Genomic DNA, 26143 nt, shown 5'->3' on the forward strand with positions numbered 1-26143 from the left:
GGCCGGAGTCGAGGCTGGGGCCTGCGGTGGGGCTATGCGTTAAAGAGGGCGGCGACGGCCTGGCGGTCAACCTTGCCAGGACCGGTGGTGGGAAATTCCGCGAGGCGCTTTAGATCTTTTGGTAGCTGCCAGCGGGGGAGTTCGGCGTCTTCGAGGGCTTCGAAGATATCGCCAAGCTCGGCATTACCGGTATAGGCGGCCACGATGGCCTGGCCTAGACGCGGGTGCGGGATGCCGAGGACGCACGCCTCGTCAACCCCCGGCACCCGGAGGATCTCACGTTCCAAGACCTCTGGGTGCAGCTTCAACCCACCGGAGTCGATGACATTATCGAGGCGTCCGGTGACGGTGAGGATGCCATCTTCGATGACGCCGGCATCGGAAGTGGCAAACCACCCGTTTCCGGGAAATGCCTCGTGGCTTGGGGCATTGCGGTAGCCCCGCGCGATGGTGGGCCCGCCGAGTAAGATGCGGCCGTCCTGGACGCGGGCCGTCGTACCGGGCAGTGGGCAGCCATCGTAGACGCAGCCGCCGGCGGTCTCGGAGGAACCGTAGGTGGTGGTGATAGTGATGCCCTGGTCCGCGGCCGCGGCGTGCAGGCGCGGGTGGATGGCGGCACCGCCCACCAAGATGGCATCGAAACTCTGGAGCGCATCGATGCCCTCCTGCGAGTCCATGGCCTTGGCCAGCTGCAGCGGGGTGAGCGCAGTGTAGGTGCGGTCGCCAGTGCGGGAAAGCTCCGCGGCGGCGCGGGCGAAGGCAGAGATATTAAAGCCCGCGCTGAGATCGAGGCAGAGCGGATCCACCCCGGCCACAAGGGATCGGACGAGGACTTGGATGCCGGCGATATGGTGGGCGGGCATCGCCAAGAGCCATTGCCCAGGGCCACCGAGGACCTGGTGGGTGGCATCGGCGCTGGCCACCAGGTTGGCCGGCGTTAGCTGCGCGCCCTTTGGGGTGCCGGTGGACCCGGAGGTGGAGACCACGAGCGCGATGTCCTCTGCGATGGGCTCGCCGGCGCGTTGGGAATTGCGCAGGAGGGTGGCGCGGGTGGCATCGGCAAGCGGCAGCGGCAAAAAGCAGGACCTACCGGCAATGGCGGATTCGAGGTCCGGCAGGATGGCCGCGGGATCGTGCGGGTCGACGGGCAAGGGGGCGAGGATAGTCACGGCACTAGATCTTAAGGCCACAGCGGGACAAACCCCGGTTGCGGCCGGGGTGAGTCGATGCAGGAATCAGCGGTACGTGTCCTCCTGATCAAAGGGCCGCTCGTTATTGGCCTCGGCCTCTTTAATGCGGCGCAGCATCCACACGCGGGAGCCGAGAACGCCCGCGACGGCGAGGACCGCGAGCAGGATACAGAATGCGATGAGCACGGTGCGGGGCACTCCTTAGTAGTAGTAAGGGAACTCGTCCCAGTTGGGCTCGCGCTTGTCCAAGAAAGACTGCTTGCCCTCGACGGCCTCATCGGTCATATAGGCCAGGCGGGTGGCCTCGCCGGCGAAGACCTGCTGGCCCATCAGGCCATCATCGGTGAGGTTGAACGCGAATTTCAGCATGCGCTGGGCGGTGGGGGACTTCATGTTGATCTCCTGGCCCATGCGGATGGCGGCGTCCTCGAGCTCGCCGTGGTCTGCGACCTCATTGACCGCGCCCATCTCATACATGCGCTGGGCATCGTAGGTGCGGCCCAAAAAGAAGATCTCGCGGGCGAATTTCTGGCCCACCATCTTGGCCAGGTAGGCCGAGCCATAGCCCGCATCGAAGGATCCAACGTCCGCGTCCGTCTGCTTAAAGCGTGCCTCCTGGCGGGAGGCCACGGTCATGTCGCAGACCACGTGCAGCGAGTGCCCACCGCCGGCGGCCCATCCATTGACCACGGCGATAACCACCTTGGGCATGGTGCGGATGAGGCGCTGGACCTCCAGGATGTGCAGGCGGCCGCCTTCGACCTTGGCCCGGGCCTCATCGACGCTGGACTCATCCGCCGTGGCATCATCGTGGGCGTGCTCGGTGGCATAGCGATACCCCGAGCGCCCACGAATGCGCTGGTCACCGCCGGAACAAAACGCCCAACCCCCATCTTTTTGCGATGGGCCATTGCCGGTAAGCAAGATCGTGCCCACATCCGGCGTGCGGCGGGCGTGATCCAAGGTACGGTACAGCTCATCCACGGTGTGCGGCCGGAAGGCATTGCGCACCTCTGGCCTGTCGATGGCGATGCGCACGATGCCATTCTTGCGCCCGTCTGCCGCCAGGCGGTGATAGGTGACGTCCGTGAGATCCCCAAAGCCCTCAACCGGGCGCCACAATTCCTCGCGGAATGGATTATCGGTGCTGTATTTCTTCTGCTCGCTCATAGCGCCCAGCATAGTGGGCGCGAAAAAGTTTAGTCCCCATTCCCAACCCTCACCTCTACGCACTGCCCAGCATGCTGGTAATGATCGATACTCAATAACTGCGAGGGGTTACCCGCAATGTACCCGTGTACCCTGTGCCGGCGCGGTCATCAATACGGTGGGAAGACTCGAACTTCCTCAACCCTTTAACGCCAAAGGGTGCCTAGATGTCCTCGAATTTCCCCTCGAAGGCGGGGGCATACTCGCTGCAAGTGCGTAAAGGCTACCGCCACGCGCGCGGCGTGGCATGACTAAAGCTTCGCTATGAAGTTATCAGTTCCGTATTCCAGTTCAACTGCTGGATGCGGGTATCAAGCTCCCGGTACTGCTTGGACAGGTCATCGACCCGCTTGCGCAGCTCTGCTACCGGCAGCGTGGCCACGAATTTAATCTCCGCGCGGGAGTAGCGGTCTTGGCGCGCGCCCGCGGCCTGGGCGAGGTCGTGGTAGATGCGGCGGGTGCGCACGAGGCCATCGCGAAGCGCAAGTGCCTGCATCAAGTTCTTCTCGCCATCAAAATCGGTGGCCACGTTCGTGGCATTGATGGCCTGCACGAGCTTATCGATGCGCCCGGTAATGCCCTCCAACTCGCGCAAAAGCTCGGCCGGATCCTCGTCCGGGGTATCGCCCTCCTGCACGCGGACGACGGAGAGCAGGCGCTCGCGCAGCTCATTGAGCCGTTCCTGCGCCTGCGCGCGCTCTGCTAATGCTTCTGCCAGTAACATGGTTCCTCCTTCGGGGTAGGTAGGAACCAACGTAGCCGGGGTGGGGGCTGGGGTCAATGGTTTCTAAGGATGAAAGATGCTTTTATCCACTACTTATTAGATCTTTTTGGCTGGGGTTCAGTTCTCATTACCCCTGATAGACTTCGGTTCCCCTGTCCCCTAGGGGCGGTAAGTTTTTAGAGAAACAACCTCCCTGCAAAGCGGCTATGCCTGGAGAACATTGTGGTTGCTCGGCAGGGAATTCCTCACGTTAGCTCACTAGCTGCAGATAGTCGGTAATGAGGTAACGTCCGCGGCGTGCATAGTACTTCTTGTGGGGTGGGTTCCCACCCCTTGGCCCGAATACGACTGTTTCAAAACGTAGTGAAGAAAATCTTGGGCATCGGAGTCGTCAGCAAACCGTATCCTTTCCACAATGAGTGCATCGCTTCCATTTCTTTCAGTGTCCGATAGGCAAACGTCTTGCTGGTGGGTGAACGAAGTATACAATCTCAGTCAGGCTGGGAGGGGTGATTTCCAGCTTTCAAGCTGAGCGATGACGGTGGGAGCGTTGCGCACGAGAGTGGTTTTCCACGACAGGTTACCCTCTTTTTGAAGCCTTCCAATCAGGGCGATGGGATGAACCCCTAAGTGGCCGGCTTGTTCTTTAATCCAGGATGAGTGCACACGATCAGGAACCGCCGGTAAAGGGCTAGAGATCACGAGTTCGCTGGCCAGCTGGTCTGCCTCGGCTTCATTATTGGCACTGTCATCTGATAGGTCATCGAGGATGACCTCGCCATTATCGACAAGGTGACCCAATAATATGTGGGCTGTCTCATGCAGGATGGTAAATAGTATCTTATCGAGCCGTTTCCCTCGTCCCGATATGCCAATCACGGGGTGTCCGTCGATCATCATGGCGCAGCCGTCGAGTTTTGCTCCCGGAAAAGCCTCCACATAAACAAGTTTCACCCCCGCCTCGGCGAACAGAGTCTGGAACTCAGCAAACGCCTGCGGGTCACATGCTCTACTCGACAGCGTCCGGGCGAGGTCTTCTAGTGCCTTACGGGAGTAGGGGACAGCGTCGAGAACGCTGGCAGTTGCTCTAACGCAAGCCGCCCACGCTTCCTGCAAAACGGTGACATTTTCCTCGCGGTTACTACGGCGGGCGGCGAAGCTTATTCCCAAGGGATCTTCAAAGGATTTCTTGCCAAATAAGTTCAGCACCTCGCATGCCTGACTTTGTACGTCGGTGGCGGTGATGTATCCCCGCTTGACGAGCAGAGAGACGGGGGCTAACTCTCGTAACTGTGCGCGGGTTTTCACGGCGTTGAGGTTGTCCTGCGTACGGTCGTCCTGGGACTGCTTCCATAGCAGGTAGGAGTCCTGGACGTTAAGCCAGAATTCCGCGGAGGTGCCCAGGGCGGCGCCGATCTGGGCTGCGGATTCGCGCGTGATCTCCTTTTTTCCGGAAATAATCTCCGAGACAAACTGTGCCGGACGTCCGAGTACCTCGGCAAAGTCGGCCTGGGTCCAGTCGCGTGCGTCCAGCTCGTCAGCGAGGATCTCTCCGGCCGGGAATAGCTCCGCAGCAATTGAAGTATTCATGAGTTCACCTTCTCTCAGTGGTAATCCACCATTTCAATAACGATGACCACGCGGCCATCGCTGTTCGTTGCGAATTTGAGGATGAGCCGAAACTGCTTGTTCAGGCGGATCGAAGAGGTCCCGGCTCGGTCGCCTTTCAGTTGTTCCAGATGTAACGACCGCATGGCCCGCAGGTCGCGTTCATCCACGGCTCCCCTCAGGATTTGGATTTTTCTTGCGATATGCCTTGATGATGTCCGAACCCCATCGTTTGGGGATGTAGGAGGAATCCTCGGCCATTCGTTGAAGTTCGTCGTCCTCGAAGAGGATGCGCACCAAGTCCACCTCGTCCAGTTCACTAGTGCCGCGCCCATCTGACGTGACCCATCCTTCTCTACTTGTATAGGGCTAATCACCCCTCATGTGAAGTATAATATGTCAGATGTGCCGGTTCTGCAAGATGGGGACTAGGTGTGAAAGAGGGTCACCTCGCTGCAGCGAGGTGGCCCACCGGCAGGATAAGCCTTCCAGATCTAAGAAAAGCCGAACCCGAAGGTTCGGCTGGAGCATTCAACGCCGGAAACGAGCCGACGCTTACTGAGGTTCAATTCTCGAGATACAGCTTATCTGGTTATCTACTGGATTTGTTGACGCGATGAAAAATTTCCCCCTTTAGGGGTTAGTATAAAATGAATATACCGGGCTGTATGTGCTGAAGTGTTCTTACTTAGGCATGGGTAAGTAAGGCAGATAGTATGAATCCATGAACATTGATGACGTGCTCGACCGCGCCCACGTAGTCTCCCTCCCGCTGGCCGTGAAGTTTCGCGGCATCACCACGCGGGAGGCGTTGCTGATTGAAGGGCCTGCCGGTTGGGGTGAATTTGCGCCGTTCCTGGAATACGGGCCCGCGGAATCGGCCGCGTGGCTGCGCGCCGGGTTGGAAGCCGCTTACGAGGGTTTTCCTAAGCCCGTCCGCGAATGGGTAGAGGTCAATGCCACCATTCCCGCCGTTCCCGCCAGCGAGGTCCCGGCGATTGTGGATCGATATCCAGGCTGCCGGACGTTCAAGATCAAAGTGGCGGAGAAGGGCCAAACGCTTGCCGATGACATCGCGCGCGTCCACGCCGTCCGCGAACACGTGAGCGCCCGCGGCGTTATCCCGGTGCTGCGCGTGGATGCCAATGGCGGCTGGAGTGTGGCCGAAGCGGTAGAGGCTGCCCAGGCGCTCATGCCGCTGGACTATATGGAACAACCCTGCGCCAGCGCGGAAGAACTGGTGGAAGTGCGCAGGCAGCTCATGCGCAACGGGCTTTTTGTGCGCGTGGCCGCGGATGAATCCATTCGCAAGGTTGAGGATCCGTACCGCGTGGCGGATCTGCAGGCGGCCGATGTAGCGGTGGTCAAACCCGCGCCGCTGGGCGGGGTGCGCCGCGTCCTCGAGGTGGCACAGCACCTGCGCGAACGGCACATGGATATTACGGTGGCCTCGGCGCTGGATACTTCCATTGGCATCAATATGGGCTTGGCAGCGGTGGCGGCGTTGCCGCAAATCTATGATGACGAGGACATCGACGTCACCCCGGCCGCAGCGGGTCTGGCAACGGGCAGCCTTTTCGAAGAAGATGTCACCGCGCCGCGCCAGCTACGCGACGGCCACCTGTGCGCCGAGATCCTCGCCCCAGAACCGGACCGCCTGTCCGATCTAGCCGCGCCGGCCAACCGCCGCGAGTGGTGGTTCGAGCGCCTGCGGGAATCGTGGCAATTCCTGTAGTTGCTCCTAAAGCATAAGAAAAGCGCCTGGCACTTGCCAGGCGCTTTTATCTATCTAAACCTTAGACCAACTCGTGGGTGAGGTTGGCCGGGCGGGTGTAGGTATTAACAACCGGGGACCACTTGATGGCGTCGTCCACGATCTTTTGCAGGGTTTCCTGGTCGGCGTCGCCGTCGATGTCGACCTTAACGTTGACGTCGGAAACGCCTGGGCGCTTGTCCTCGCCCAAGTCACCAACGCCCCAGGTTGGGGAGAGGTCGATGTCGCCGACGATGTCGAGCTCCAGCTTGGTCAGGGTGACGCCGCGGTGCTGAGCGATGGCTTGGATGCCAACGTTGATGCAGGCGCCAAGACCGGCCTGGGCGACCTCGGTGGGGTTGGGCGCGGAGTCATCGCCAAGCAGCGGCAAAGGCTCGCCCACCTTGATGGTGTGGTCGCGCACGGTGGTGTTATTGCGGAAGAAACCGTCAGCCTCAGTGTGGGAGCGGACGTGCTTCTTGGCTCCCTCAGGGTTGTCGATGTTCTTCTGTGCTAGGTCGTTGAGCTTCTCGCCGTCAATGGGCTCGAGAGCGTCGCCTTCTTTGTGGTTCGGTGTGAGATCAGACATTAAATTGCTCCTTGTATCAGATGTTTATTAACTGATGGCGCCATGGTAACGCGAAGACAAATATAAATCTAGAACAAGGGGTCTATTTTGTAGAGAACGCCAGGTCTAGAGTGAATATAAATGTGTGCACCACATTTCCTGACCTGTGAATTTAGAAATTGACACCGTAGTGTGCCTAGCCTAGGTTCGTTCTGAACAAACCACTTGGTCTATCTTAGAAAGAACGCATGGTTCACAATCGGAAGCTGTCGCGACGGCAGATACTGCGCAGCGCAGTGGCAATGGGCGGGGTAGCAGTAGGCTCGCAGGTGCTATCCGCATGTTCCACGCCGCGGCAGGAGGACAAGCCCCAGTCTGGACAATCCGGGCAGGGCGAGGAAACCCTCACCATCGGATTCGTACCCATCGCGTGCGCGTCCCCGCTGGTCGCCGCCGACGGCCTGGGCGCCTTCGCAAAGCAGGGCCTCAACGTTGAGCTGCGTAAATTCGCGGGATGGGCAGACCTCTGGACCGCCTATGCCACCGGCGCCTTAGACGTGGCGCACATGCTCTCGCCCATGCCGCTGGCCATCGATGCCGGTGCCACCAATGCCTCCCGGCCTACCGAGTTGGCCTTTACACAAAACACCAATGGGCAGGCACTGACCTTGTCCACTTCCCACCTGGATACCGTGTCGCGGCCCGCGGACCTCGAGGGCATGGTGCTAGGCATCCCCTTTGAATACTCGGTGCATGCGCTCTTGCTGCGCGATTACCTCGTGGCCGGCGGAGTGGATCCGGTCTCTGATGTGGAACTGCGCCTCCTGCGCCCAGCCGATATGGTGGCACAACTTTCGGTAGGTACTATCGACGGCTTCATTGGCCCAGAGCCCTTCAACCAGCGCGCCCTAACTACCGGCTCAGGCCGCGCCTTTGTTCCCACCCGCCAGATGTGGGAAAACCACCCGTGCTGCTCGGTGGCCGTGGCAAAGGAAGTGGACCGGGGCGTGCGCGACCGCGTAGTCGCGGCGCTGCACGAAGGCGCGCAGTACGTCGATAACCCGCACCACGTCCACGATTCGGCCTCCATGCTGGCCAAGGAGAAGTACCTGAACCAGAAGGAAGAGCTGATCTCGCGGGCGTTGGCCGGAAATTACACCACCTGGGACGGCAAAGAACTGGTGGATCCACAGATGATTAAGTTCGGCGGCAGCACCTCTGCCACCGCAATTACGTGGATGGCCGCCCAAATGGCCCGCTGGGATCTGGGAGGAAAGGCAATGCCGATGGATGATCAAGCGCTCATAGACGTCACAAAATCCGTCTTGCCGCGCGAGGCCGATCTCACTACGGACCCAGTGGAAATCAACGGCCATACCTTCGATCCCCTGCACCCCACCGCCGGATACCAGCGTTAAGGACCCCCACGCTTATGACCACACTGAAAAATCACAGCGCTAGCACCAGCACCGCGCACTCCACTGGCACCCACACCGCAGCGCCCAATTCGCGCCGCACCGCCGGCCGCAAGAAGAAGCGCCGGGAGAGCCTGTGGAAGGCGATGGGCCTGGGTATAGCGCTTTTCATTGCCTTCATCGCTATCTGGCAGGCGGTCGCGGCTGCGGGCTGGCTTTCCGATATCGCCCCCACTCCCGCGCGCACCTGGGACAGGGCCGTGGAGATACTCTCTGATCCCTTCTACCGGGATGGGCCGGCCTCGGTGGGCATCTTTTGGCACATGGTGGCTTCCCTGCGCCGCGTGCTCATCGGCTTTGCCATCGCCATGGTGATAGCCATTCCGCTGGGCTTTTGGCTGGGATCTTCTGCTACCTTCCGCCGCGCGACGGATCCCTTTGTCCAGATCCTGCGCCCCGTGTCCCCGCTGGCGTGGCTGCCACTAGGCCTGGCACTGCTTCGCGATGCCGAAAATACCGCCGTCTTCGTCATCATCCTCTCCGCCTTGTGGCCGACGCTGCTCAATACCATCGAGGCGGTTCGCGGGATTCACCCCACGTATAAGAACCTGGCGGCCACGCTCGGCACGAACCGGATGCAGCAGCTCCTCTATATCGTCGGGCCGGCTGCGCTGCCGGGGATTATCACCGGCATGCGGCAATCGCTATCGACCGCTTGGTTGGTCATCGTGGCCGCGGAAATGCTCGTCGGCGGGCAGGGCGTCGGTTTCTTTGTCTGGAATATGTGGAACCGCCTCGATATTGACGCCATCGTTGTGGTCATCGTGCTTATCGGTGTTATCGGATTGGCCCTGGATTACCTCGTTGCTTCCCTGCAGAAAGTGGTGCGCTATGACTAATGCCCATATCGAATTTGCTGGTATTACCAAAAGCTACGGCCCAACCAAGATCATTGGGGATACCTCAGTTTCCATTGGGGAAGGCGAGTTCGTATCCCTGCTGGGGCCTTCGGGTTCCGGCAAGTCCACCATGCTGAATATGATCGCGGGCCTGGCATTCCCCTCTACCGGCGAGGTGCGCGCGAGAGGAGAGGCCGTGACCGGCCCAGGTCCTGACCGCGGCGTGGTATTTCAAAATCACGCGCTCCTGCCCTGGATGACGGCGCGCGGGAATATCGAATTCGGGCTGCGATCGGCCCGCCCGGAGCTATCGAAGGCAGAGCGCAGCAAGATTGCGCAGGACTTCCTCGACGAGGTCAGCTTGGGCCATGCGGCCGACCGGCGCCCGTCGCGGTTATCCGGAGGCATGCAGCAGCGCGTCGGTTTGGCGCGCGCCTTCGCCATCGGCTCGGATATCTTATTGCTCGATGAACCCTTCGGCGCATTGGATGCGCTTACCCGCCGCCAGCTGCAGTCGCTGTTGCTAAATGTGTGGGAAGAAAACCGCCGCACGGTGGTCATGGTCACCCACGACGTGGATGAGGCGGTATTGCTCTCGGATCGCATCTTGGTGATGTCGCCGGGGCCAGAGGCCACCATCATCGAGGACATTGAAGTGGGGTTGCCCCGCCCGCGCAGCGGCAGCGAAGACTCCGCGGTGGTGGAGCGGAAAAATGAGCTGCGCGAGCGGCTGCTCGGGCTGCTCGAAAACGGCTAGAGCGAGAGGATGTTCCTATATAGGTTGTCAACTTCGTGGGTGGGCTTGCTGGGGGTGTGTTGACTTTAGGTTGCTGCGGCGTTGAGTCTTTTGCCTTCTTTGCGTTTTCGTTCATAGAATTGCCGGGAACGCTCGTGGAATCTGATCGATGCAAAAGACGATTGCCATAGGGCGTTCTTTAATTTTTTGTTGCCAGCCCGATTGGGCGAATTCGGCATAAGGGCCTGACCCCCGAAATGTGGACACGTCGGGGGTAGCTATGCTGCTTTAGTTAGTGTAGCTGAAGTCTCGGCTTCAAAGACATCAGGAGCTACAAGATTGCACCAGGAGTGGCGCCTTCGGGTGTTGTAGCCCATGCACCACCGAAAGACTTCCTGGCGGCAGCTGATTGGACTTTCAAAGAGTTTCCTATCACGCAGTACTTCCCGCTTTAAGGTGGCGTTAAATGATTCTGCCAGGGCATTATCGGCACTCGTTCCAACCGCGCCCATGGACTGGCGTACACCTAACGATGAGCAGTAGTTTCTAAATGCTTGTGTGAAGTGTCCTAGGTTTTGTTCCGTTTGAGTAGATGGGAAAATCTGGAACGTGCCGAGAAAATTTGACCAGGATGCAAAGGATCGTGTGGTCCGTCTCGTGGAAGATCGCATCGTGGCGGAAAATATGTCGATGCACCCCGCGTGCCAGGCAGTAGCTCCAAAGCTGGGGGTTTCATGGCACACGGCTCGTCAATGGACTTAAGCCTGCCCGCCGTGCCGGGAGCATCCCAGAACCTGTGCCTGAAGATTTGGCCGCCGAAAACGCGAGGCTACGTCGTGAAAATCACCAGCTACGCGACACTAATGAGCTACTGAAGGCCGCGTCAGCTTTTTCGCGTCGGAACTCGACCCGAAACGTTAAGAAATGATCCGGTTCATCGATAAGTACCGGAATTATTTCTCTGTCGAGTTCATTTGTAAGACGTTGAAAAATAACCGGGCTGGTGGGTTCATCACCTCGCGTGGTTATCGCCAGTCCAAAGCCCGTGGGCTTAAGTGCTCGTCGCCTTCGCGACGGTTGTTCTAGTTGAACGCATTAGTGCTGTTCATCGGGATAATTACGCTGTCTACGGCGTGCGGAAAATGTGGCACGCGCTTGACCGTGACGGAATCGATATCGGTCGCGAACAAACTGCCCGCTTAATGCGCCTGGCTGGCGTTTCTGGCAAAGGCAAAGGCGGATCACCAATCATAACGCGTAAGCCTCAACGTGCCGGATCTGCGCCCGGACTTGGTCGAGCGTGAATTCAAAGCCCAAGGCCCGAACAAGCTGTGGGTGGCCGACATTACCTACGTGCGCACGAAGAAAGGCTTTGTGTATGCCGCGTTTGTCACCGACGTTTACTCCCGGCGGATCGTTGGGTGGGCGCTGTCAGATTCGATGCGGACCGAAGCTTTGCCGCTGCAAGCACTCAACCAAGCGATTGTGAGCGCGAGGGAAACAACAGGTCTCATTCACCATTCGGATCACGGATCGCAGTATGTCAGCGTTGTCTACAACCAGCGACTTGCCCAACACGGGATCACTGCTTCCACCGGAACTGTCGGCGACTCCTATGACAATGCTCTGGCTGAAAACGTTAACGGCTCCTACAAGAACGAGCTAGTCCATACCCGCAGGTGGAATGATGTTGTCGAGGTAGAAATTGCGACATTCGAGTGGGGTGTCATGGTGGAACGAGACAAGGCTCCACCAAAGCTTGGGATACCGAACCCCGGTCGAGGTCGAAACCGAGTTTTGGAAGCAGAACCCGCCACAGGCAATAATAGAAATCAAGGCAAGTGCCTAGGAACAAAACTCGGGGCACTTCATCGCTGCTCTCCGCCCAACTTTGCAACAACACCTATTAAGTTAACTTTACGGATTTTGAGGGTAAGGTTTTATGATCCAGTCCAATAAACCAGTTGTAGGGGCGGTTATCGTAGCCCTAGCTGTCCTATGGCAAGGAATCGGCACTGCGATAGTCGGAGCCCAAGTAGACCCAGAGCTATCTACTTTTACTACGTTTTCAGCGTTTCTTATCGCGGCGATTATCTCCACAGTGGTCTATTTAGCGTTTTATCGTAGAAAATACCGAGCTACGGAAACACCGCATCCCCCCATGAAAATGACAACTGCAGCAAGCCTCAATCTGTTTACTGCGGGCGCTTTCTGCTTATTCTATGTTTCCACTACTTTGATGCAGCCCACTGCAGCAAGTGTCATCGAAACAGGAGTCGGCCCTTTTATTGTCGCAGTAATAATGACTTGGTCGGCCAGAAGGCTCAGCAGTTCATTGGTGTCAACAACTGCAGTAGTGGTTCTGGCTCTATGTTTTTTCTTCCTAGGAACGGGAAGCAGTTCACCCCAGTCTTATCTGGGTTTCGCTCTAGCTGTAGGCGCAGGAATTTCTGCGGTAGGAGTGCTTTACTCCTCGCGCTGGGCTACTGAACAAGGGAACAGCGTTCTCACGATTGCAGCAGTGAGGTTTCACTTAGCTTGGATTATTAGCGGTCTCGTGGCTTTCTTTTCCGTGGAAGCGGAGATGCTTCGAGGCTCTACCCTGTCAATCGTCCTGCTATCGGTGATGTGCATTACTTTTCCTATCCTGCTCTTGCAGTGGGGAATTACCTTAGCGCCGCCTTTCATCTCGGCACTGATCATCGCGGCCCTTCCGGCCGTGGTGATGGCTACCGAGGTGGCATTGGGCTCTCAAGTCGAACCAATTCAGTTAACTTTGTTGATGCTCATTGTGGCAATAACCATAAGCCAAGCAATGTGGGGAACACGGAAAAATGAAAATATTAGTAGTTGATGATTCTTCAAGTGGCGCCGATCTGGTGGCAACCCTGCGCCAAAAAAAGGGACGTAGAGGTTGCTACTGCTAACCCGCCGTATGCCATCTCAGCTAACGAAGACGGGAGCATTTCCGATCCATGGGCCCTGGCCCTACTCCGGGAATGTAGCCAAGAAAAATTTGACCTTGTTGTGCCGGGAAGCGAATCAGGAGTATCCATAGCTGAGTGGGTTTCAGCTGAGTTAGGACGGTAGAGAGAAGATCTGGCACCGTCGCCATAAGCAAGGAATGATTGAAGTTGCTCACCAATATGGACTGCGTGCCCCAAGGTCTGTTACCCTATCCCCCGCTTCTGCACAAGACAGCCTTTATCTAGACCCGTCCCTGGTCAAGGATTGTGTTGTCAAGCCTGTGGGAAGCGGGGGCAGTGACCATGTCTATTTCTGCAAAACAGAACCCGAGACTCTTCAAGCGATTACTACCATTCAAAATTCTACGACTTTGCTAGGAGAAAAATCACCCTCCGTGGTTCTTCAGGAGTACGTAGACGGACCTCAATATTTTGTGAACACGGTGACAGCCGAAGGGCGTCATATTGTGACCGAAGTTTTCCGATACGGACTTACGGAGGAATCTGGAGCTCCCCACATATATTCAGCTATCACAGTAGGACCGGAGGACAACCACTATTCCGGTGCCGTAGAATATACCTTATCGCTCCTTGACGCTCTGGAAGTAAACTTCGGAGCCTCCCACGTGGAACTGAGGTGGTCTAAGGGGCAGTGGGTACTTATTGAATACAACGGTCGCTGTATGGGCCCCGAAGTACCCGACGAGGTCTATTTCCCGACTCGCGGTTTCAGCCAGATCAGCGTTCTCGCCACGATGCTAGTGGATGGTTTACAAGCTGCCGAACAGGAAGTACTCGCCGGAAATCTTGACGGGTGTGTCGCCTGGCTCATGCCTATCCCGCAGTCAAACGGTGTGCTTCAACAGTGCCACTGGGATCTTGTCCAAACTCGCCCGACCGTTCAGAGAATCTCGCGGCGACCAAAGATCGGCACTTATATCGATAACTCGAATCGCGTAACAACTGGTGCGTTTGGCATGGTTCTTCTTGGCTCTTCTGACCGTGCTGCTGTTGAGACCGATCTTCAATCTCTTGAGTCTTTCGACGCCCATGGTGATCTGTTTACTGTTGCCCCCGGAAAGGATGCGTGATGACGACCCGAATTGCTGTTATCGGCGCAGGGGTCGCTGCTGCAGCGGTCGCACGACGGGTATCTTCTACTTTCCCGCATATTGAACTCACTATCTTTGACGCGACACCTCCTCAGAAGCACCTTGCTTTTGGCCATGTTGATAAACGCTTGCTATGTAACACAAGTACTTCAGTAATGTCGCTGGATGTCGAGGAACCACATGATTTTGCGGAGTTCCTGGGATAGAATAAACAAGAGTCCAGTTCTGTATTCTCTTCAAGAAAAAAGTACGGATCTTACTTGCAACAGGCTCTACCCTCTGAGAGCGGCAGCTGCGATGGCCGTCTTCAGTACGTACTCGATTCGGTCATTTGTGTAGAAGATTCTGCAGCCCCTGTCCTCATTCATACTGCGCGTCACGGGCTCTTTAAAGCCGATTTCGTCATCATCACAGGTGGCCGAAAAACAGCACGGGTCCCTTCATCTTGCCAGTCATACCGTGATACGGTCCCAGTTTTCCCAGCCCCTAGGACCCCAGTTTTTCACACTGGCTAGAAAACCATCCCACTTCCCGCATCGGTATTTTAGGTACTGGCCTCTCTGCCGTGGACGCCGCACGATTAGCGTTATTTGAGGGGGTGGAGGCAGTTATGCTTAGCCCCAGCGGCCAGCTTCCCGGGGTACGTACTTCGCTTCAGTTAAACGCCCCAAAGGAAATGCCAGCAGAGGAGTTCCGTGCACACTCCCGCAGCGTAGAGGATTTTAGACAATACGCCATTCAGCACGCCACCTCCCTCGGCTGGTATCCGGGACGTCTTAGGGAGCCCCTCCCCAGGAATGGCACTGATCGTTTTCTGCTGGACTATGAATTAGCTGAAAATGGTTATTCTGTGTGGGAAAAAATGATCGGTCGCATGGTGGACCTAGCCAATCAGACCTGGTCACCTCTAAAAGTCTCCCTAAGGCAGACTCTCCTCAATGGGATATCAGATTGGATACATCGTTACGTGACCGCCATGCCTGTGCAAGGCGCGAAAAACCTACGAGAAGGTTTTCACGCAGGGAGCCTTGTCCTAGCTCGTGGCCAGGGATCAGGGGAACAAGCTCGAAACGCTGTGGACCTAAAAGATGCTTCGGGTAATTCTCACCGAGTCGAAGCGGTAGTTTGCGCCTGTGGCTATGAGGACCCCGGATGGATCAAATACAACAAAGGAATTTTCCCTGGTCAAATAAAGCCAAACGCTTCTCGCTGGGTCGGTGCCCCTTTAAATAATGGTTGGGGCACTGCGCAGGCCGGTAACAGAGTTCTATTTGCGGGGGAAGCAGCAGCACCGACCACCGCCATTCCAAGCTACGCCCGCACTTCAATCATGCAAGCCAATTTTGCCCTTGATTGGATTAACTCCCACGCATAGGTTGATGCCCCGGGGAGATCGGTCACATCCTCGGGGTGAAAACTGCCTATTAGCAGGCTCCGTGCCTTTCCCGAAAGACAAAGGTGCTGTTGCAAAGTTGGGGCAGTAGGAAGAGCGAGGTGAAATAATCACAGCCATGGGTATCTTCTCCGGTCGTCATTTCCCCGTGACATCATTCTGTGGGCAGTGCGGTGGTACTGCCGCTACGGGGTGAGCTACCGCGATCTGGAGGAAATGATGACCGAGCGGAGCGTGCCGGTCGATCACACCAGGATCTACCGCTGGGTCCAGAAATGCGCGCCTGAGCTGGACAAGCAAACACGGTGGTACCGGCAGGTACCTGACTGGCAAGCTAGTTCCTGGCGGGTGGATGAGACCTATGTCCGGGTCGGCGGCAGGTGGTGCTACCTCTATCGGGCGATCACCGCCGGTGGCCAAACCTTGGACTTTTACCTCTCTCCGAAGCGGAACGTGGCCGCAGCGAAGCGTTTCCTGGCCAAGGCCCTCAGATCCAATGCGTCAGCCGGGTACACCCTATTAATAAAACGGAAGACTCCGTGCTAAACGGAACTTACTGCGCTTTATTGGGTCAAGATCCGGATTCTCATTCCGAAATTATTGCCCCCCACATTGAGTGCTTAATAAGCAACCTCTTAAAAAGTGGAACACAATTACTGGACATTAGGGTACAGCGCGACAAACTGGAAACCGCTAGTAAGAAACGCGCAAAAGCTGCGAGGAGTGTCCGGCTGACTATCGCGGGTGTTTATTCAAGCAGAAGCGGAGATAGGTAGGTGGCTGACTATTCAGAGCGAGATGAAAGAGTTTGGAGTATTGAGGCAGACTATTAATCGCGCGTTAAAGGCAGCGGGGATCTCCCCTAGGGGACGCAGGCGAAAGCCGGACTAAACGTATCAGGACGTTATTCGAGGAGCTTGCTGTAGCGCGGGCGAGCTTTCATCACATGGATTAACAGTTCGTCCCCATCGGAGGCAACAACAACGACGGTTTCCAGCAGTCGAGCATGGGTATCAAAACCGAGGCGGAGTTCCCTCCACTGGCCAGGGTTATCATCAAGAGGCTCTATCCACAGCGGATAGGAAGCTGCATGGATTCCATCGGCTTCTGCGATACCGTGCTTAGTGGCAGATTTGGCTGCTTTCATGCCGCCGTGAGCGTGCTGATTGCTTGACGAACAAGCTCAGATCGGGTGAGATTCTTTTCCGTAGCTAGGCGATCTAGAGCGCAAAGTTCATCGACAGTGAGACGTACAGCAACGACCTGAGCAGGCTCCGCCCCGCGACCGGGGCGTCCGCGTCCGCGCTTTTTCAACACTTCTGGATCGTAGCCTTCTTCCGCTTCGGAAACCCACGTGTCGAGTTGATCTTGAGTGATGTTCACAGGCATGAAAATATCGTATAACGAAAATTGTTTACTGTCGATACATTCCGCATTAACACCCGGCGGGAATCAAACTCCCACAGGAGCGACGTAAGGGGGCAATCCCGGAGCAGGGGTCATGCCATAAGCAATATACGGTTCCCTGCCGCCAGGCAGTTAGATAAAACTCTTTAAGCGCTGTCTTGAAGCGTACTAGAGACAGAAGCCCATTACGTTGTTAGCAGTTCCGCCTGAAGGAGCCCAGGATTCGTACTCCTAGCCCCATGCTGGGGCAGGTTATGTTTAGCTGCGTTCCTTCTGCCTTGGGGCAGTGGAACTAGTCGCTGGCTTCGGTATGGCTTATTTTCGTCCCTGTCTGAAAATGATCCGGGGGGGGTGGTGCCGCCGAAAGCAGTGACATACTCCAGACTGCTAATAGGAACCTGACCCGCACAGAATGTGCGAGGTCTCAAAGTAATGTGGATGCCAGCGTGAAGTATGTCCGACCACCAGCGATGAAATAAGTCCCATACTCATTCAACTCGCTAGGAGGTCTGGCATGACCTACGACTATGTCATCGGCATGGATGTTGGCAAATACTTCCACCACGCTTGTGTCTTAGATATCGACGGCGCCCAGGTGCTATCTAAGCGCATCAACCAAAACGAAAAATCCCTGCGCACACTCTTTTCAAATTTCTACTCTGGTAACAACAAGGTCCTTGTCGTTGTTGACCAGCCAAATAACATTGGTCGACTAACTGTCGCGGTAGCCCAAGACCTTGGAATTGATGTGCGCTACCTTCCTGGTTTGGCTATGCGTCAACTCTCACGCATCCACGCTGGTAATGCCAAAACTGATATCCGGGACGCCTATATCATCGCCCACGCTGCAAAGAACCTTCCGGAATCCCTCCGCAGCGTCGACCGCGTCCAAGAAGCCTTCCTCCAATTGAAGGTCCTCAACGGTATCGACGAAGACCTAGCACGCTCCTACACCAGGCTCATCAACCAGATTCGAAGTGCGCTAGTAGGCTGCTACCCGCAATTCGAACAAGCCCTTCGCGGTCAGATAATCCACCGCAAGTGGGTTCTGCACCTACTTGCACGCTACGGCGGGCCCACCAAGATAAAACGCTTAGGTAAGGCCAAGGCAGCTGCCTTTGCTCGACGATATAAGGCACGCAAACCCGAACCTGTCCTCGATGCCATATTCGCTGCCATCTCTGAGCAAACAGTCACTATTGCAGGTGCACACTATGCCGAAATGGGCGTAGCAATGTCGGCGAAGGACGCGCTTTTAAAGCTCGAGCACCGCCAACAAATCGAGCAGGAAGTCATCAAGCTCATCAACGACATCCCCCACACTCAAATCCTGCTATCCATGCCGGGAATCGGACCAAAGACGGCAGCACAAATTCTCATGACCGCAGGCGACATGTCCGACTTTCCGTCAGTTGGGCGCCTAGCCTCTTACGCTGGTTTATCGCCCCGAACGAATCAATCCGGAACCTCGATCATGTCGAACTCACTGAACCGAGCCGGCAATAAAAAATTAAAGAACGCCCTATGGCAATCAGCTTTTGCATCCATCAGATTCCACGAGCGTTCCCGGCAATTCTATGAACGAAAGCGCCGTGAAGGCAAGCGACATAACGCCGCAGTAGTAGCACTAGCCTGCAGACGACTCAACGTCCTCTACGCCATGATGCGCAACCACGAGTGCTACCACGATCCCGCACCATCACAGGAAGACCTAGCAGCCTAGACACTAAGAGCAAAGATAGCCGACCGGGTAAAATCCCAGTCGGCTAGCTGTCATGCCCGAAAACAACACGGCCAAACAACCCCGGCTGAAAAATCAACCCCGGCTAATCCACCCGCGAGGTTGACAAACTATATAGGAACACCCCCTATTTGACGTGTTAAGTCTGATAAAAATCCGGTTCGCCTACTCGGATGAGTGACGAACCGGAGCGAATGTAATATTCTACTTATTTGAAAACAAAACTCGAAGGCCTTTTCCTTGGAGCTTTGGATTATCTTCCATTCGCTTTTTTAGACCAAGGGCATAGCCAATGCTGCCCCCAGCAAAAACTACAATTGCGATGATCCACAGTGGCATGAGGTTCTCCTTTTAGCAGTGGGTAGATACCCATGTCCAGAATACGGTTTCACCTGCAAATGCTAGTCCAGCAATCGCGGGGTTGACAGCTGCTAGAGCTAGTACTTTGCCCCAAGATGCAGCATGTCCTGCACCGACTAGGCCAACAACGTAAGGGCATACCTGTTCTTTGGAGATGCGCTCTTCCATGGAAGCCTGTAGGCCGGCGATCTGTTCTGGGCTTGCTTCATTAAGACGAGCTCGAAGTGCTTGTGCGCTTTCCTCTGCGGTGATTGTTTTGGCTGAACCGTCAGGGTAAGTAGTAGTCACTTCTCCGGTGTCATTATTGATGGTTGCGGTAACTTCACCGTATTCATCAACTGACAGTGTTTGAGTTGTGAGTCCATGAAGCTCGCCGCCGAGGAAAGCGGGAGTTTCGGCAGGATTTTGACTTACTGCACGTGTTTCTGTGAACGTTTGTGATGGTGGGGCTTGGACTGCCATCGCTGGTGTTTGAGCTGTCGACATAGATACAGCAATAAAAGCTGCCGCTAGGCCTTTCGCTACTTTATGCATTTTATACTCCTTGGGGAAAGATGATGTCGCTGTTTCCAGCACTTTTAGGATAGCGCGCTTTACACCTGGATACATAGATTAATGCCTATGTTAATTATCATAGTTTTGAAATTAATGAGTCAGGCTTGTGAAGAACAAGGTACACCCTATTGTTACGCCGGTTTGGGGCAGAATGTTTGCTGTAAAATAGGGCCACTTCGGCCATTGTTTTACACTTGCATAGTGGGATCTAGACTTTAGATTTGCAGAAAGTAGTGAGTGTGATGTCGGCGAGTAAAGATTCCGGTTCATGTGGGCAGCGGGTGGGCTATATCTATGTCTCGACGGGACCTGACCCCATTTGGTGGACACCTGATTGGGGTTGCCCGCAAATCGTGGACACGTAGTGGAGCTACCTAGCGGTTAGGCAGCGATTTTTTCTTCGTTTCTGGTTTGGGTGATGTGATTTTCGAAATCGACGGGGCTGACCATCCCGAGTGCGGAGTGCCGGCGCCGACGGTTGTAGACTACTTCAATCCAGTAGGCAACGGCCTTGCGTGCGGCATCACGGGTTGGCCAGCGCTTACGGTCGTAGAACTTAAGTTTTCAGCGTCGACCAGAACGACTCGGCCATCGCATTATCGAAACACACTCCGGTACGTCCCACAGACTGAGCAACCCCTAGGCTGCGGCACACCTCCCAGAGCTTCTCACTGGTGAATTGTGTCCCACGGTCGGCGTGAAACACCAGCCCGTCAGCAACGTCACCACGCAGCGTGTGCGCCATCCGCAGGGCCCGTTCGGCCAAACTTGTGTCTTGCACGCTATCCATAGCCCAGCCCAGTACCCTGCGGGAATGGTCGTCGCGGATCACGCACAAATACAACCAGCCTTCACCAGTGCGCTGGTAGGTAATGTCTGACATCCATACTCGATTGAGCTCGCCGGTATCAAACATGCGCTTTACCAGGTCAGGAAGACTCGACTTACGTTTAGATTGAATCGTTGTCGCTGGGACGAAGGCACGCGGTGACATCCCTTCAATTCCCATCAGGCGCATCCGCTTAGCCACAGTCTTGCGGTTAAGAACAATCTGGTAGCGCTCGGCGAGTTCTGCGGTGATTCGCGGGGCACCGTAGACCTCGTTGGAGTCTTTCCAGATCTGGTGAATCTTGCGGTCAACATCATTGTAAAATGCTGCACGATTATCTTCGCCGGATAGTCGTTGCTGCTGTGTATGGGTCCATTTGTAGTATCCAGACCGAGATACCTTCAAAAGGCGTGCCATGCGCTTGATACTGAAATTCGCCTTCTCCTGCTGCATTAATTCGAACTTTTCTGATCGCGTTGCTTTGCGGCGAAGAAGGCTGTCGCTTTTGACAAAAACTCGTTATCCATCTTGGCTTCTGCCAGCTCACGACGCAGACGAGCGTTCTCAGCACGAAGATCAGCCTCGCTTAGCCCATCAGAGGATCCTTAGGCGTTGACGCTCATTTTTCACCCATCGGCCTAAAAGGCCAGGTGCGAAACCAATTTCTTTCGCTACATGAGCAATCGGGCGTTCTGACTCGATTACCAGGTTCGCGGCTTCACGCCGGTACTCCGGCGTGTATTTCTGGCGTTGTTGACTCACAATGAACATCCTCTCTTACGGACACAAAATCCGCACTAATCGGGTGTCCACCACATGGGGGGTCAGGTCCGAACGCAGATAAACATAACCTGCCCCAGCATGGGGCTAGGAGTATGAATCCTGGGCTCCTCCGAACGGAACTGCTAACAGCGTAATGGGCAGGCGGTTGCCTGCCCCTCGCTGCTAGCTACGCTTGCCCCGCGAGGGCTACCTGGGCCGCGTGCACGGCGGCCTTATCGGCTTCCTGGATGAACCACGAATCCGTGCCGGGAATCGGCGGGGCCAGGGTGGTATCTGGGTACTCGGCGTGGGCGGGGATTCCTACGAGGTGTAGGCGCTCATCCACGGTGCCGTCGGCGTTGTGGACCTGGCGGGTATCGGGGTCCTCGGCAGGCGAGCCGGTAGGTACCTCGATGCCATCGCGCGCGGTTTCCGTAAATGCGCGCACACGCCCGGATTCCACGAGGGAGTGCATAAAGGAATCGTGCGGGGTGCGGCGGATATCGGGCTTGTGCACCCAGGCATCGAGAAGCGTCGTGCCCGGAATGCGCTTGCCGCCAGAGGCGCTGGAGCTGATGGTCCATTCGCCGGTGTCGGCATTCGTACCCAAGACGGGATTGCCGCCGACGAAGCTGACAATGCCGGCATCGACAAGCGCCAGCAATTGCTGCGTGCGGAAGGGCGGCGGGCCGGAGCATGTGGTCTGACCCAAGGAAATGGCCTTATCGAACATGTGGTGGCGCGACTCCAGGGTATAGCGGCCCTCGGCGCCCAGGACCTGGGTGGGTTTGCGGGAGAAACCGACCGACCACAAAGCGGCGCGCACCGGGCTATCCGGGCCCTTCTGGGCCTCTGCCAGGTCCTCGCACAGGCTCTGTGCGATGTGCTCGGTGAGCTCTTGTTGGCTGGAAAAGTCCTCCGTGAGCAGGTGCATCCAGCGCAGTAGGCTGAAATCCTTGGTGGTGTGGCGGTGAATGACCTCATCGAGCTGGGCCAGGCCGTTATAGGCCACACCAGCATCTACCGGGGTGGCATCGAGGTCAGTGATGATCTCCTCGCGGGAGGTGCGCAGGCTCTCCGGCTCGACGCGGGCGAGGGTATCGATATAGGCCTGGTAAGCATCGCGGGCGACCGCAGGCCACACCTCGGTGTCATAGTTAATGGAGCGCGCGCCCGTGCGGTGGGATAGCTCGGCGACTACCTTCTTCAAGCGCGGGATTTCCGCGGCCGGCGGCAGGGAGCCTTCATCGGATTGCGGTAGGAAGGGGTACCCGCGCCGGGAAGCAGCCGCAAAGGTGGGCTCGGTGCCGGTGGCCTCATAGCGCATGCCCCAAGGCTTGGAGGAATCCTCGACGAACTTCCCGCCGCGGCCCACGGTAGACAGGATGAGGATATCGAAAAAGCCCATGCCAAGCCCGCGCACGAGGACCTTTTCATTGTCCTTGATGGAGTCAACGCCCTGGTCAATGGGGTTATCTGCGCGGATCCAGCGCAGGCTGGGGTTTTCTTCCAAGGTCTTTAAGATCCACCGCTCGTTTTCGGTATAGCCCTGGTTCTGCCAGCCCGTGACCGCCAAGGTGGAGCCGGCCTCAACGGTGGTGTCGTTATTAAGGTGCAAAATATCCGCGCCATCGCGGGATTCAATATCCACCACGCGGGCGTGGTGTTGCTTGACCTCTACCCATTCCGGTACGTCCTGCAAGACGGAGTGGAAAACCCACAGGATGTAGTGACCGTAGAGAGCGCGCGGCAGATAGGATTCGGGGCGCAATTTCTCCAGCTCTGCACGGCCGAATTCCTCAAGCGCCTGTGGATCGAGCGGGTGGGTAGCGGCGTAATCGCGGGCGCCGGCGGGCACGTTGGCATCGCCAAGCGTCAGGCGGATCCACTCGTAGATGGTGGGGCCTTCAACCACTGGGGCCTCCACGGTGGAGCCGGGTTCAGAAAACAGCGTCATGCCGTGTGCGAAGGTATTCATGCACAGGTACTTGGGCTGGTTGATATCCCAAATCTTGCCGCCGCCGTGCTGGGCATCATCGATGAGATGAAGCGTCAGCTTTTCTGGCGGGTGAGACACAGTATTGAGTTGTGCCACGAGGCGCTCGAGGACGGAAATGCCGCGGGGGCCAAGTCCAATCAGCGCGATGGATGAAGTGTTATCGGTCAACGCGGAGCCCTACCTTCTAGCTTATAGACCAAGCGGAATCGTCATAATAGACAATGAAGTCTATCAGTTGGGGCGCTGGCTAAATATGCACCGCCTGTGGCTCGGTGGCGGCAGGGCGCGCTCGCCAGCCGGAACACTCCGGGCGGGCGTGAAATTAATTCTTGGCAGGCGGAGCGGTAGACAGATCGGTAGGCAATGCGCGGCGGGGGTGGCGGGCCGAAGCGTTGCCTTAGGAAGCTGGTGCGCGGGTAGGATTGTGGTCATGACAATCAAGGTTCGCGATGCCCACTTACACAACCTGCGCAACGTCGATGTGGATATGCCGCGCGGCCAACTCGTGGCGGTGACGGGAGTCTCCGGTTCCGGAAAGTCCTCCCTGGCCTTTGGCACCATCCACGGGGAAGGGCAGCGCCGCTACCTGGAATCGGTGGCGCCGTTTGCGCGCCGGCTCATTAGCTCCGCGGTGGACCCACAGGTAAGCCAGGTGGAGGGCTTGCCGCCCACGGTGGCGCTGCAGCAATCCACCTCTGGCGGCGGGGCGCGCTCCACGGTGGGCACGGTCTCCGCGCTATCTAATAGCGTGCGCTTATTGTACTCGCGCGCCGGGGATAACCCTGAGGGCCTTTACTCTGATGCCTTTTCCCCAAATACCCCAGAGGGCATGTGCCCGCAGTGCCAAGGCGCGGGCGTGGTGCACGAGCCCACCGAGCAATCGATGGTGCCCGATCCCACCTTGTCCATTGAGGAAGGCGCCATTAAGGCCTGGCCCGGTGCGTGGGCGGGCAAGAATTTTCACGATATCCTCATGAACTTGGGCTATGACCTGGATTCGCCCTGGCAAGACCTGCCGCAGGAAGATCGCGACTGGATCCTATTTACAGAAGAACGCCCCGTGGTTACCGTAAAACCGCTGCGCGGCGCGGACCAGATTCAGCGCAATTATGAGGGCACGTGGCGCTCGGTGGCCAGCTACCTCACCAAGACGCTGCAGGAGACCCAATCGGAATCGCTGCGCAAGCGCACGTTGTCCTTCATGGAATCCCGCGAGTGCGATACCTGCCACGGCCGGCGGTTGAACCCGCGGGCGCTCAAGGTGACGTATGCGGGAATGAGCATCGACAAGCTGGGCGCGCTGCCGCTGGACCAGGTCTATGAGGTGCTCAGCGCGCAGGAGCCGGAGGAGAATTCCGCGGAGGATCTACTGCTCAAGCAGGTCCTGCCGGCGCTTACCTCCGCCCTGGAGCTGGGGCTGGCGCACCTGAGCCTGGACCGGCCCACCCAGAGCCTCTCGGCGGGTGAATTGCAGCGCATCCGGCTCGCCGCCCAGCTGCGTTCCGGCCTCTTCGGCGTGGCGTATGTGCTGGACGAGCCGTCTGCTGGCCTGCACCCCGATGAGCGCGGGGCGGTGCTGGACATGTGCCGCCGGTTTATTGACGCCGGCAATTCGGTGCTGCTGGTAGAACACGATATGGATCTGGTGGCCCAGGCGGATTGGCTCGTGGACGTTGGCCCCTACGCCGGCGAGGGCGGCGGCAAGGTGGTCTATTCCGGTCCGGTCGAGGACTACGACGCCGATACCCCCACCGCCCGCGCCTTGGCGCAGCGTGAGCTCGCGCTTGCCGATGCCCCCCGTACCCCCTCCAACCACCTCCGCCTGCGCGGCATTTCCGCGCGCAGCATCGACGAGCTCGATGTGGACTTTGGGCTGGGGCAATTTACCGCTGTGGCTGGTGTTTCGGGCTCCGGTAAATCGACGCTGGTGAGCACCGTGCTGGCAGAAACCCTCAAGGAATCCGCCACCGCCGTGGCGGATGAGGATAAAGATGATGCAGACGAGGGCGGCCACGAGTTCTCGCTTGCCGGGGTAGAGGGCCTGGATAAGGTCTCCCGTCTGGTGCAGATTTCCCAAAAGCCCATTGGCCGCACCCCGCGGTCCACGCTGGCCACCTATACCGGCCTTTTCGATAACGTGCGCAAGCTCTTTGCCTCCACCCCGGAGGCCAAGGAGCGCAAGTGGACGGTCTCGCGCTTTTCCTACAACGTAAAGCAGGGCCAGTGCCCCACCTGTGGTGGCGCCGGAAAAATCGAGGTAGAGCTGGTCTTTTTGCCGGGTTCCTATACCACCTGCCCGCAATGCGGCGGTGCCCGCTTCAACGATGAGACCCTCGAGGTGACCTGGCACGGGCGCAGCATCGCAGAGGTGCTGGAGCTTACCGTGGATGAGGCCGCCGAGTTCTTTGCTGAGGAACCAAAGATCCATCGCGCCATCGCCACGCTGCAGGCCGTGGGCTTGGGCTACCTCCGCTTAGGACAAGGCGCGCCGGAGCTTTCCGGCGGTGAGGCGCAGCGCATCAAGCTCGCCACGGAGCTGCAGCGCTCCCGCAATTCGCGGCGCGGGCACACGGTCTACATGCTGGATGAGCCCACCACCGGCCTGCACCCGGCCGATATTGCCCTGCTCAATGCGGAGTTGCACAAGCTTGTCGATGCCGGGCATACCGTGATCGTCATCGAACACGATCTCAACGTTCTGGCGAGCGCGGACCGCATCATTGAGATGGGCCCTGGCGCCGGTGCAGACGGCGGGCAGATTATCGCCGATGCCACCCCAAGCCAGCTGGCCGCGGAAGATACCGCGACCGGTAGGGCGCTGCGGGCACGTCAGCGCCAGAGCTAGCATCCTCCCTGGTTCAACGCTGGCATCTGGGAGATTCCCTGGGAACTCACAGGAAAATGATGTACATCTGGT

The 26143-nt window shown here is 57.4% G+C and carries 24 protein-coding genes and 4 pseudogenes; 13 read left to right on the forward strand and 15 right to left on the reverse strand.

Features of this window, described 5'->3' with window-relative positions; translation table 11 throughout:
- Positions 1-32: 32 nt before the first annotated feature.
- The 6 genes from menE to HMPREF1267_RS13305 form a co-directional block, all read right to left on the reverse strand.
- Entirely contained in the window at positions 33-1169 is a 1137-nt protein-coding gene (gene menE, locus HMPREF1267_RS02075) for an o-succinylbenzoate--CoA ligase (RefSeq protein WP_034666806.1), read from the reverse strand.
- Positions 1170-1235: 66 nt separating this feature from the next.
- Positions 1236-1376 (reverse strand): hypothetical protein, encoded by a 141-nt coding sequence (locus tag HMPREF1267_RS13115; RefSeq protein ID WP_023028231.1) that lies wholly within the window; start codon positions 1374-1376, stop codon positions 1236-1238.
- Between the two features lie 15 nt (positions 1377-1391).
- Positions 1392-2360 (reverse strand): 1,4-dihydroxy-2-naphthoyl-CoA synthase, encoded by a 969-nt coding sequence (locus tag HMPREF1267_RS02080; protein WP_034658040.1) that lies wholly within the window; start codon positions 2358-2360, stop codon positions 1392-1394.
- A gap of 301 nt (positions 2361-2661) precedes the next feature.
- Positions 2662-3123, reverse strand: coding sequence for a DIP1984 family protein (locus HMPREF1267_RS02085; protein WP_023028233.1), 462 nt, complete (start codon positions 3121-3123; stop codon positions 2662-2664).
- A gap of 495 nt (positions 3124-3618) precedes the next feature.
- Positions 3619-4713 carry a HigA family addiction module antitoxin gene (locus HMPREF1267_RS02090; protein WP_023028234.1) on the reverse strand — a complete coding sequence of 365 codons (1095 nt, stop codon included), beginning with the start codon at positions 4711-4713 and terminating at the stop codon, positions 3619-3621.
- Positions 4714-4727: 14 nt separating this feature from the next.
- Positions 4728-4901: a type II toxin-antitoxin system RelE/ParE family toxin gene (locus HMPREF1267_RS13305; protein ID WP_023028235.1), complete on the reverse strand. Its 174-nt coding sequence runs from the start codon at positions 4899-4901 to the stop codon at positions 4728-4730.
- 554 nt (positions 4902-5455) lie between these two features.
- Between HMPREF1267_RS13305 and HMPREF1267_RS02100 the strand changes: the two genes are divergently transcribed.
- A complete protein-coding gene (locus HMPREF1267_RS02100) occupies positions 5456-6466 on the forward strand; it encodes an o-succinylbenzoate synthase (RefSeq protein WP_023028236.1) in 1011 nt (336 codons plus the stop codon).
- A 61-nt stretch (positions 6467-6527) separates the two neighbouring features.
- On the opposite strand, the gene HMPREF1267_RS02105 is transcribed toward HMPREF1267_RS02100, so the two are convergent.
- Positions 6528-7073: an OsmC family protein gene (locus tag HMPREF1267_RS02105; RefSeq protein ID WP_023028237.1), complete on the reverse strand. Its 546-nt coding sequence runs from the start codon at positions 7071-7073 to the stop codon at positions 6528-6530.
- Positions 7074-7300: 227 nt separating this feature from the next.
- Here HMPREF1267_RS02105 and HMPREF1267_RS02110 point away from each other — a divergent pair, with 227 nt between their 5' ends.
- Genes HMPREF1267_RS02110 through HMPREF1267_RS02120 form a run of 3 tightly spaced genes read left to right on the forward strand, consistent with a single transcriptional unit; the run spans position 7301 to position 10123 of the window.
- On the forward strand, positions 7301-8470 hold the full coding sequence (locus HMPREF1267_RS02110; protein WP_023028238.1) for an ABC transporter substrate-binding protein: 1170 nt from the start codon (positions 7301-7303) through the stop codon (positions 8468-8470).
- 14 nt (positions 8471-8484) lie between these two features.
- Entirely contained in the window at positions 8485-9366 is an 882-nt protein-coding gene (locus tag HMPREF1267_RS02115; protein ID WP_005276778.1) for an ABC transporter permease, read from the forward strand.
- Entirely contained in the window at positions 9359-10123 is a 765-nt protein-coding gene (locus tag HMPREF1267_RS02120) for an ABC transporter ATP-binding protein (RefSeq protein WP_023028239.1), read from the forward strand. The genes HMPREF1267_RS02115 and HMPREF1267_RS02120 overlap by 8 nt, the downstream gene beginning before the upstream one ends.
- A 74-nt stretch (positions 10124-10197) precedes the next feature.
- Here the strand turns inward: HMPREF1267_RS02120 and HMPREF1267_RS12575 are convergent.
- Both HMPREF1267_RS12575 and HMPREF1267_RS13120 read right to left on the reverse strand, forming a co-directional pair.
- Positions 10198-10353, reverse strand: a pseudogene (locus HMPREF1267_RS12575) (IS110 family transposase); the annotation flags it as partial.
- Between the two features lie 27 nt (positions 10354-10380).
- Positions 10381-10662 (reverse strand): annotated as a pseudogene (locus tag HMPREF1267_RS13120) (integrase core domain-containing protein); the annotation flags it as partial.
- Between the two features lie 582 nt (positions 10663-11244).
- Between HMPREF1267_RS13120 and HMPREF1267_RS13545 the strand changes: the two are divergent.
- From HMPREF1267_RS13545 to HMPREF1267_RS02145, 7 genes and pseudogenes are all read left to right on the forward strand, one after another.
- Entirely contained in the window at positions 11245-11406 is a 162-nt protein-coding gene (locus HMPREF1267_RS13545) for a hypothetical protein (RefSeq protein ID WP_284643649.1), read from the forward strand.
- Entirely contained in the window at positions 11372-12061 is a 690-nt protein-coding gene (locus HMPREF1267_RS13550; protein WP_023028240.1) for an IS3 family transposase, read from the forward strand. The genes HMPREF1267_RS13545 and HMPREF1267_RS13550 overlap by 35 nt, the downstream gene beginning before the upstream one ends.
- Complete coding sequence (locus tag HMPREF1267_RS13310) at positions 12045-12956, forward strand: hypothetical protein (protein WP_023016684.1); 912 nt, start codon at positions 12045-12047, stop codon at positions 12954-12956. Before HMPREF1267_RS13550 ends, HMPREF1267_RS13310 begins: the two co-directional genes overlap by 17 nt.
- A gap of 270 nt (positions 12957-13226) precedes the next feature.
- The gene (locus HMPREF1267_RS02135; protein ID WP_023016685.1) at positions 13227-14159 is read left to right on the forward strand and encodes an ATP-grasp domain-containing protein; all 933 of its coding nucleotides are present in this window, start codon (positions 13227-13229) and stop codon (positions 14157-14159) included.
- Positions 14159-14386: an FAD/NAD(P)-binding protein gene (locus HMPREF1267_RS12600; protein ID WP_084519512.1), complete on the forward strand. Its 228-nt coding sequence runs from the start codon at positions 14159-14161 to the stop codon at positions 14384-14386. Before HMPREF1267_RS02135 ends, HMPREF1267_RS12600 begins: the two co-directional genes overlap by 1 nt.
- 404 nt (positions 14387-14790) lie before the next feature.
- The gene (locus HMPREF1267_RS02140; RefSeq protein WP_023016686.1) at positions 14791-15555 is read left to right on the forward strand and encodes a hypothetical protein; all 765 of its coding nucleotides are present in this window, start codon (positions 14791-14793) and stop codon (positions 15553-15555) included.
- Between the two features lie 136 nt (positions 15556-15691).
- A pseudogene (locus HMPREF1267_RS02145) lies at positions 15692-16083 on the forward strand (IS6 family transposase); the annotation flags it as partial.
- A 394-nt stretch (positions 16084-16477) separates the two neighbouring features.
- Here the strand turns inward: HMPREF1267_RS02145 and HMPREF1267_RS02150 are convergent.
- Entirely contained in the window at positions 16478-16720 is a 243-nt protein-coding gene (locus tag HMPREF1267_RS02150; protein WP_023016688.1) for a hypothetical protein, read from the reverse strand.
- Positions 16717-16962 carry a CopG family transcriptional regulator gene (locus HMPREF1267_RS12605; protein WP_023018175.1) on the reverse strand — a complete coding sequence of 82 codons (246 nt, stop codon included), beginning with the start codon at positions 16960-16962 and terminating at the stop codon, positions 16717-16719. The genes HMPREF1267_RS02150 and HMPREF1267_RS12605 overlap by 4 nt, the downstream gene beginning before the upstream one ends.
- 532 nt (positions 16963-17494) lie before the next feature.
- Between HMPREF1267_RS12605 and HMPREF1267_RS02155 the strand changes: the two genes are divergently transcribed.
- Positions 17495-18703, forward strand: coding sequence for an IS110 family transposase (locus HMPREF1267_RS02155; RefSeq protein ID WP_023016689.1), 1209 nt, complete (start codon positions 17495-17497; stop codon positions 18701-18703).
- 222 nt (positions 18704-18925) lie between these two features.
- Here HMPREF1267_RS02155 and HMPREF1267_RS13460 read toward each other — a convergent pair whose 3' ends face one another.
- The 4 genes and pseudogenes from HMPREF1267_RS13460 to HMPREF1267_RS02165 all read right to left on the reverse strand — a co-directional run bounded on the left by HMPREF1267_RS13460 (position 18926) and on the right by HMPREF1267_RS02165 (position 23394).
- Positions 18926-19060 carry a hypothetical protein gene (locus tag HMPREF1267_RS13460; protein WP_023016690.1) on the reverse strand — a complete coding sequence of 45 codons (135 nt, stop codon included), beginning with the start codon at positions 19058-19060 and terminating at the stop codon, positions 18926-18928.
- A 12-nt stretch (positions 19061-19072) separates the two neighbouring features.
- Positions 19073-19690, reverse strand: coding sequence for a hypothetical protein (locus tag HMPREF1267_RS12955; protein WP_023028242.1), 618 nt, complete (start codon positions 19688-19690; stop codon positions 19073-19075).
- Between the two features lie 327 nt (positions 19691-20017).
- Positions 20018-21236: pseudogene (locus HMPREF1267_RS12610) on the reverse strand (IS3 family transposase).
- Between the two features lie 178 nt (positions 21237-21414).
- Positions 21415-23394, reverse strand: coding sequence for an FAD/NAD(P)-binding domain-containing protein (locus tag HMPREF1267_RS02165; RefSeq protein WP_023028244.1), 1980 nt, complete (start codon positions 23392-23394; stop codon positions 21415-21417).
- A gap of 262 nt (positions 23395-23656) precedes the next feature.
- Here HMPREF1267_RS02165 and HMPREF1267_RS02170 point away from each other — a divergent pair, with 262 nt between their 5' ends.
- Complete coding sequence (locus HMPREF1267_RS02170; RefSeq protein WP_023028245.1) at positions 23657-26071, forward strand: excinuclease ABC subunit UvrA; 2415 nt, start codon at positions 23657-23659, stop codon at positions 26069-26071.
- The last annotated feature ends 72 nt before the right edge of the window (positions 26072-26143 follow it).

This window comes from Corynebacterium sp. KPL1824 (genome assembly GCF_000478095.1).
GTDB lineage: Bacteria > Actinomycetota > Actinomycetes > Mycobacteriales > Mycobacteriaceae > Corynebacterium > Corynebacterium accolens.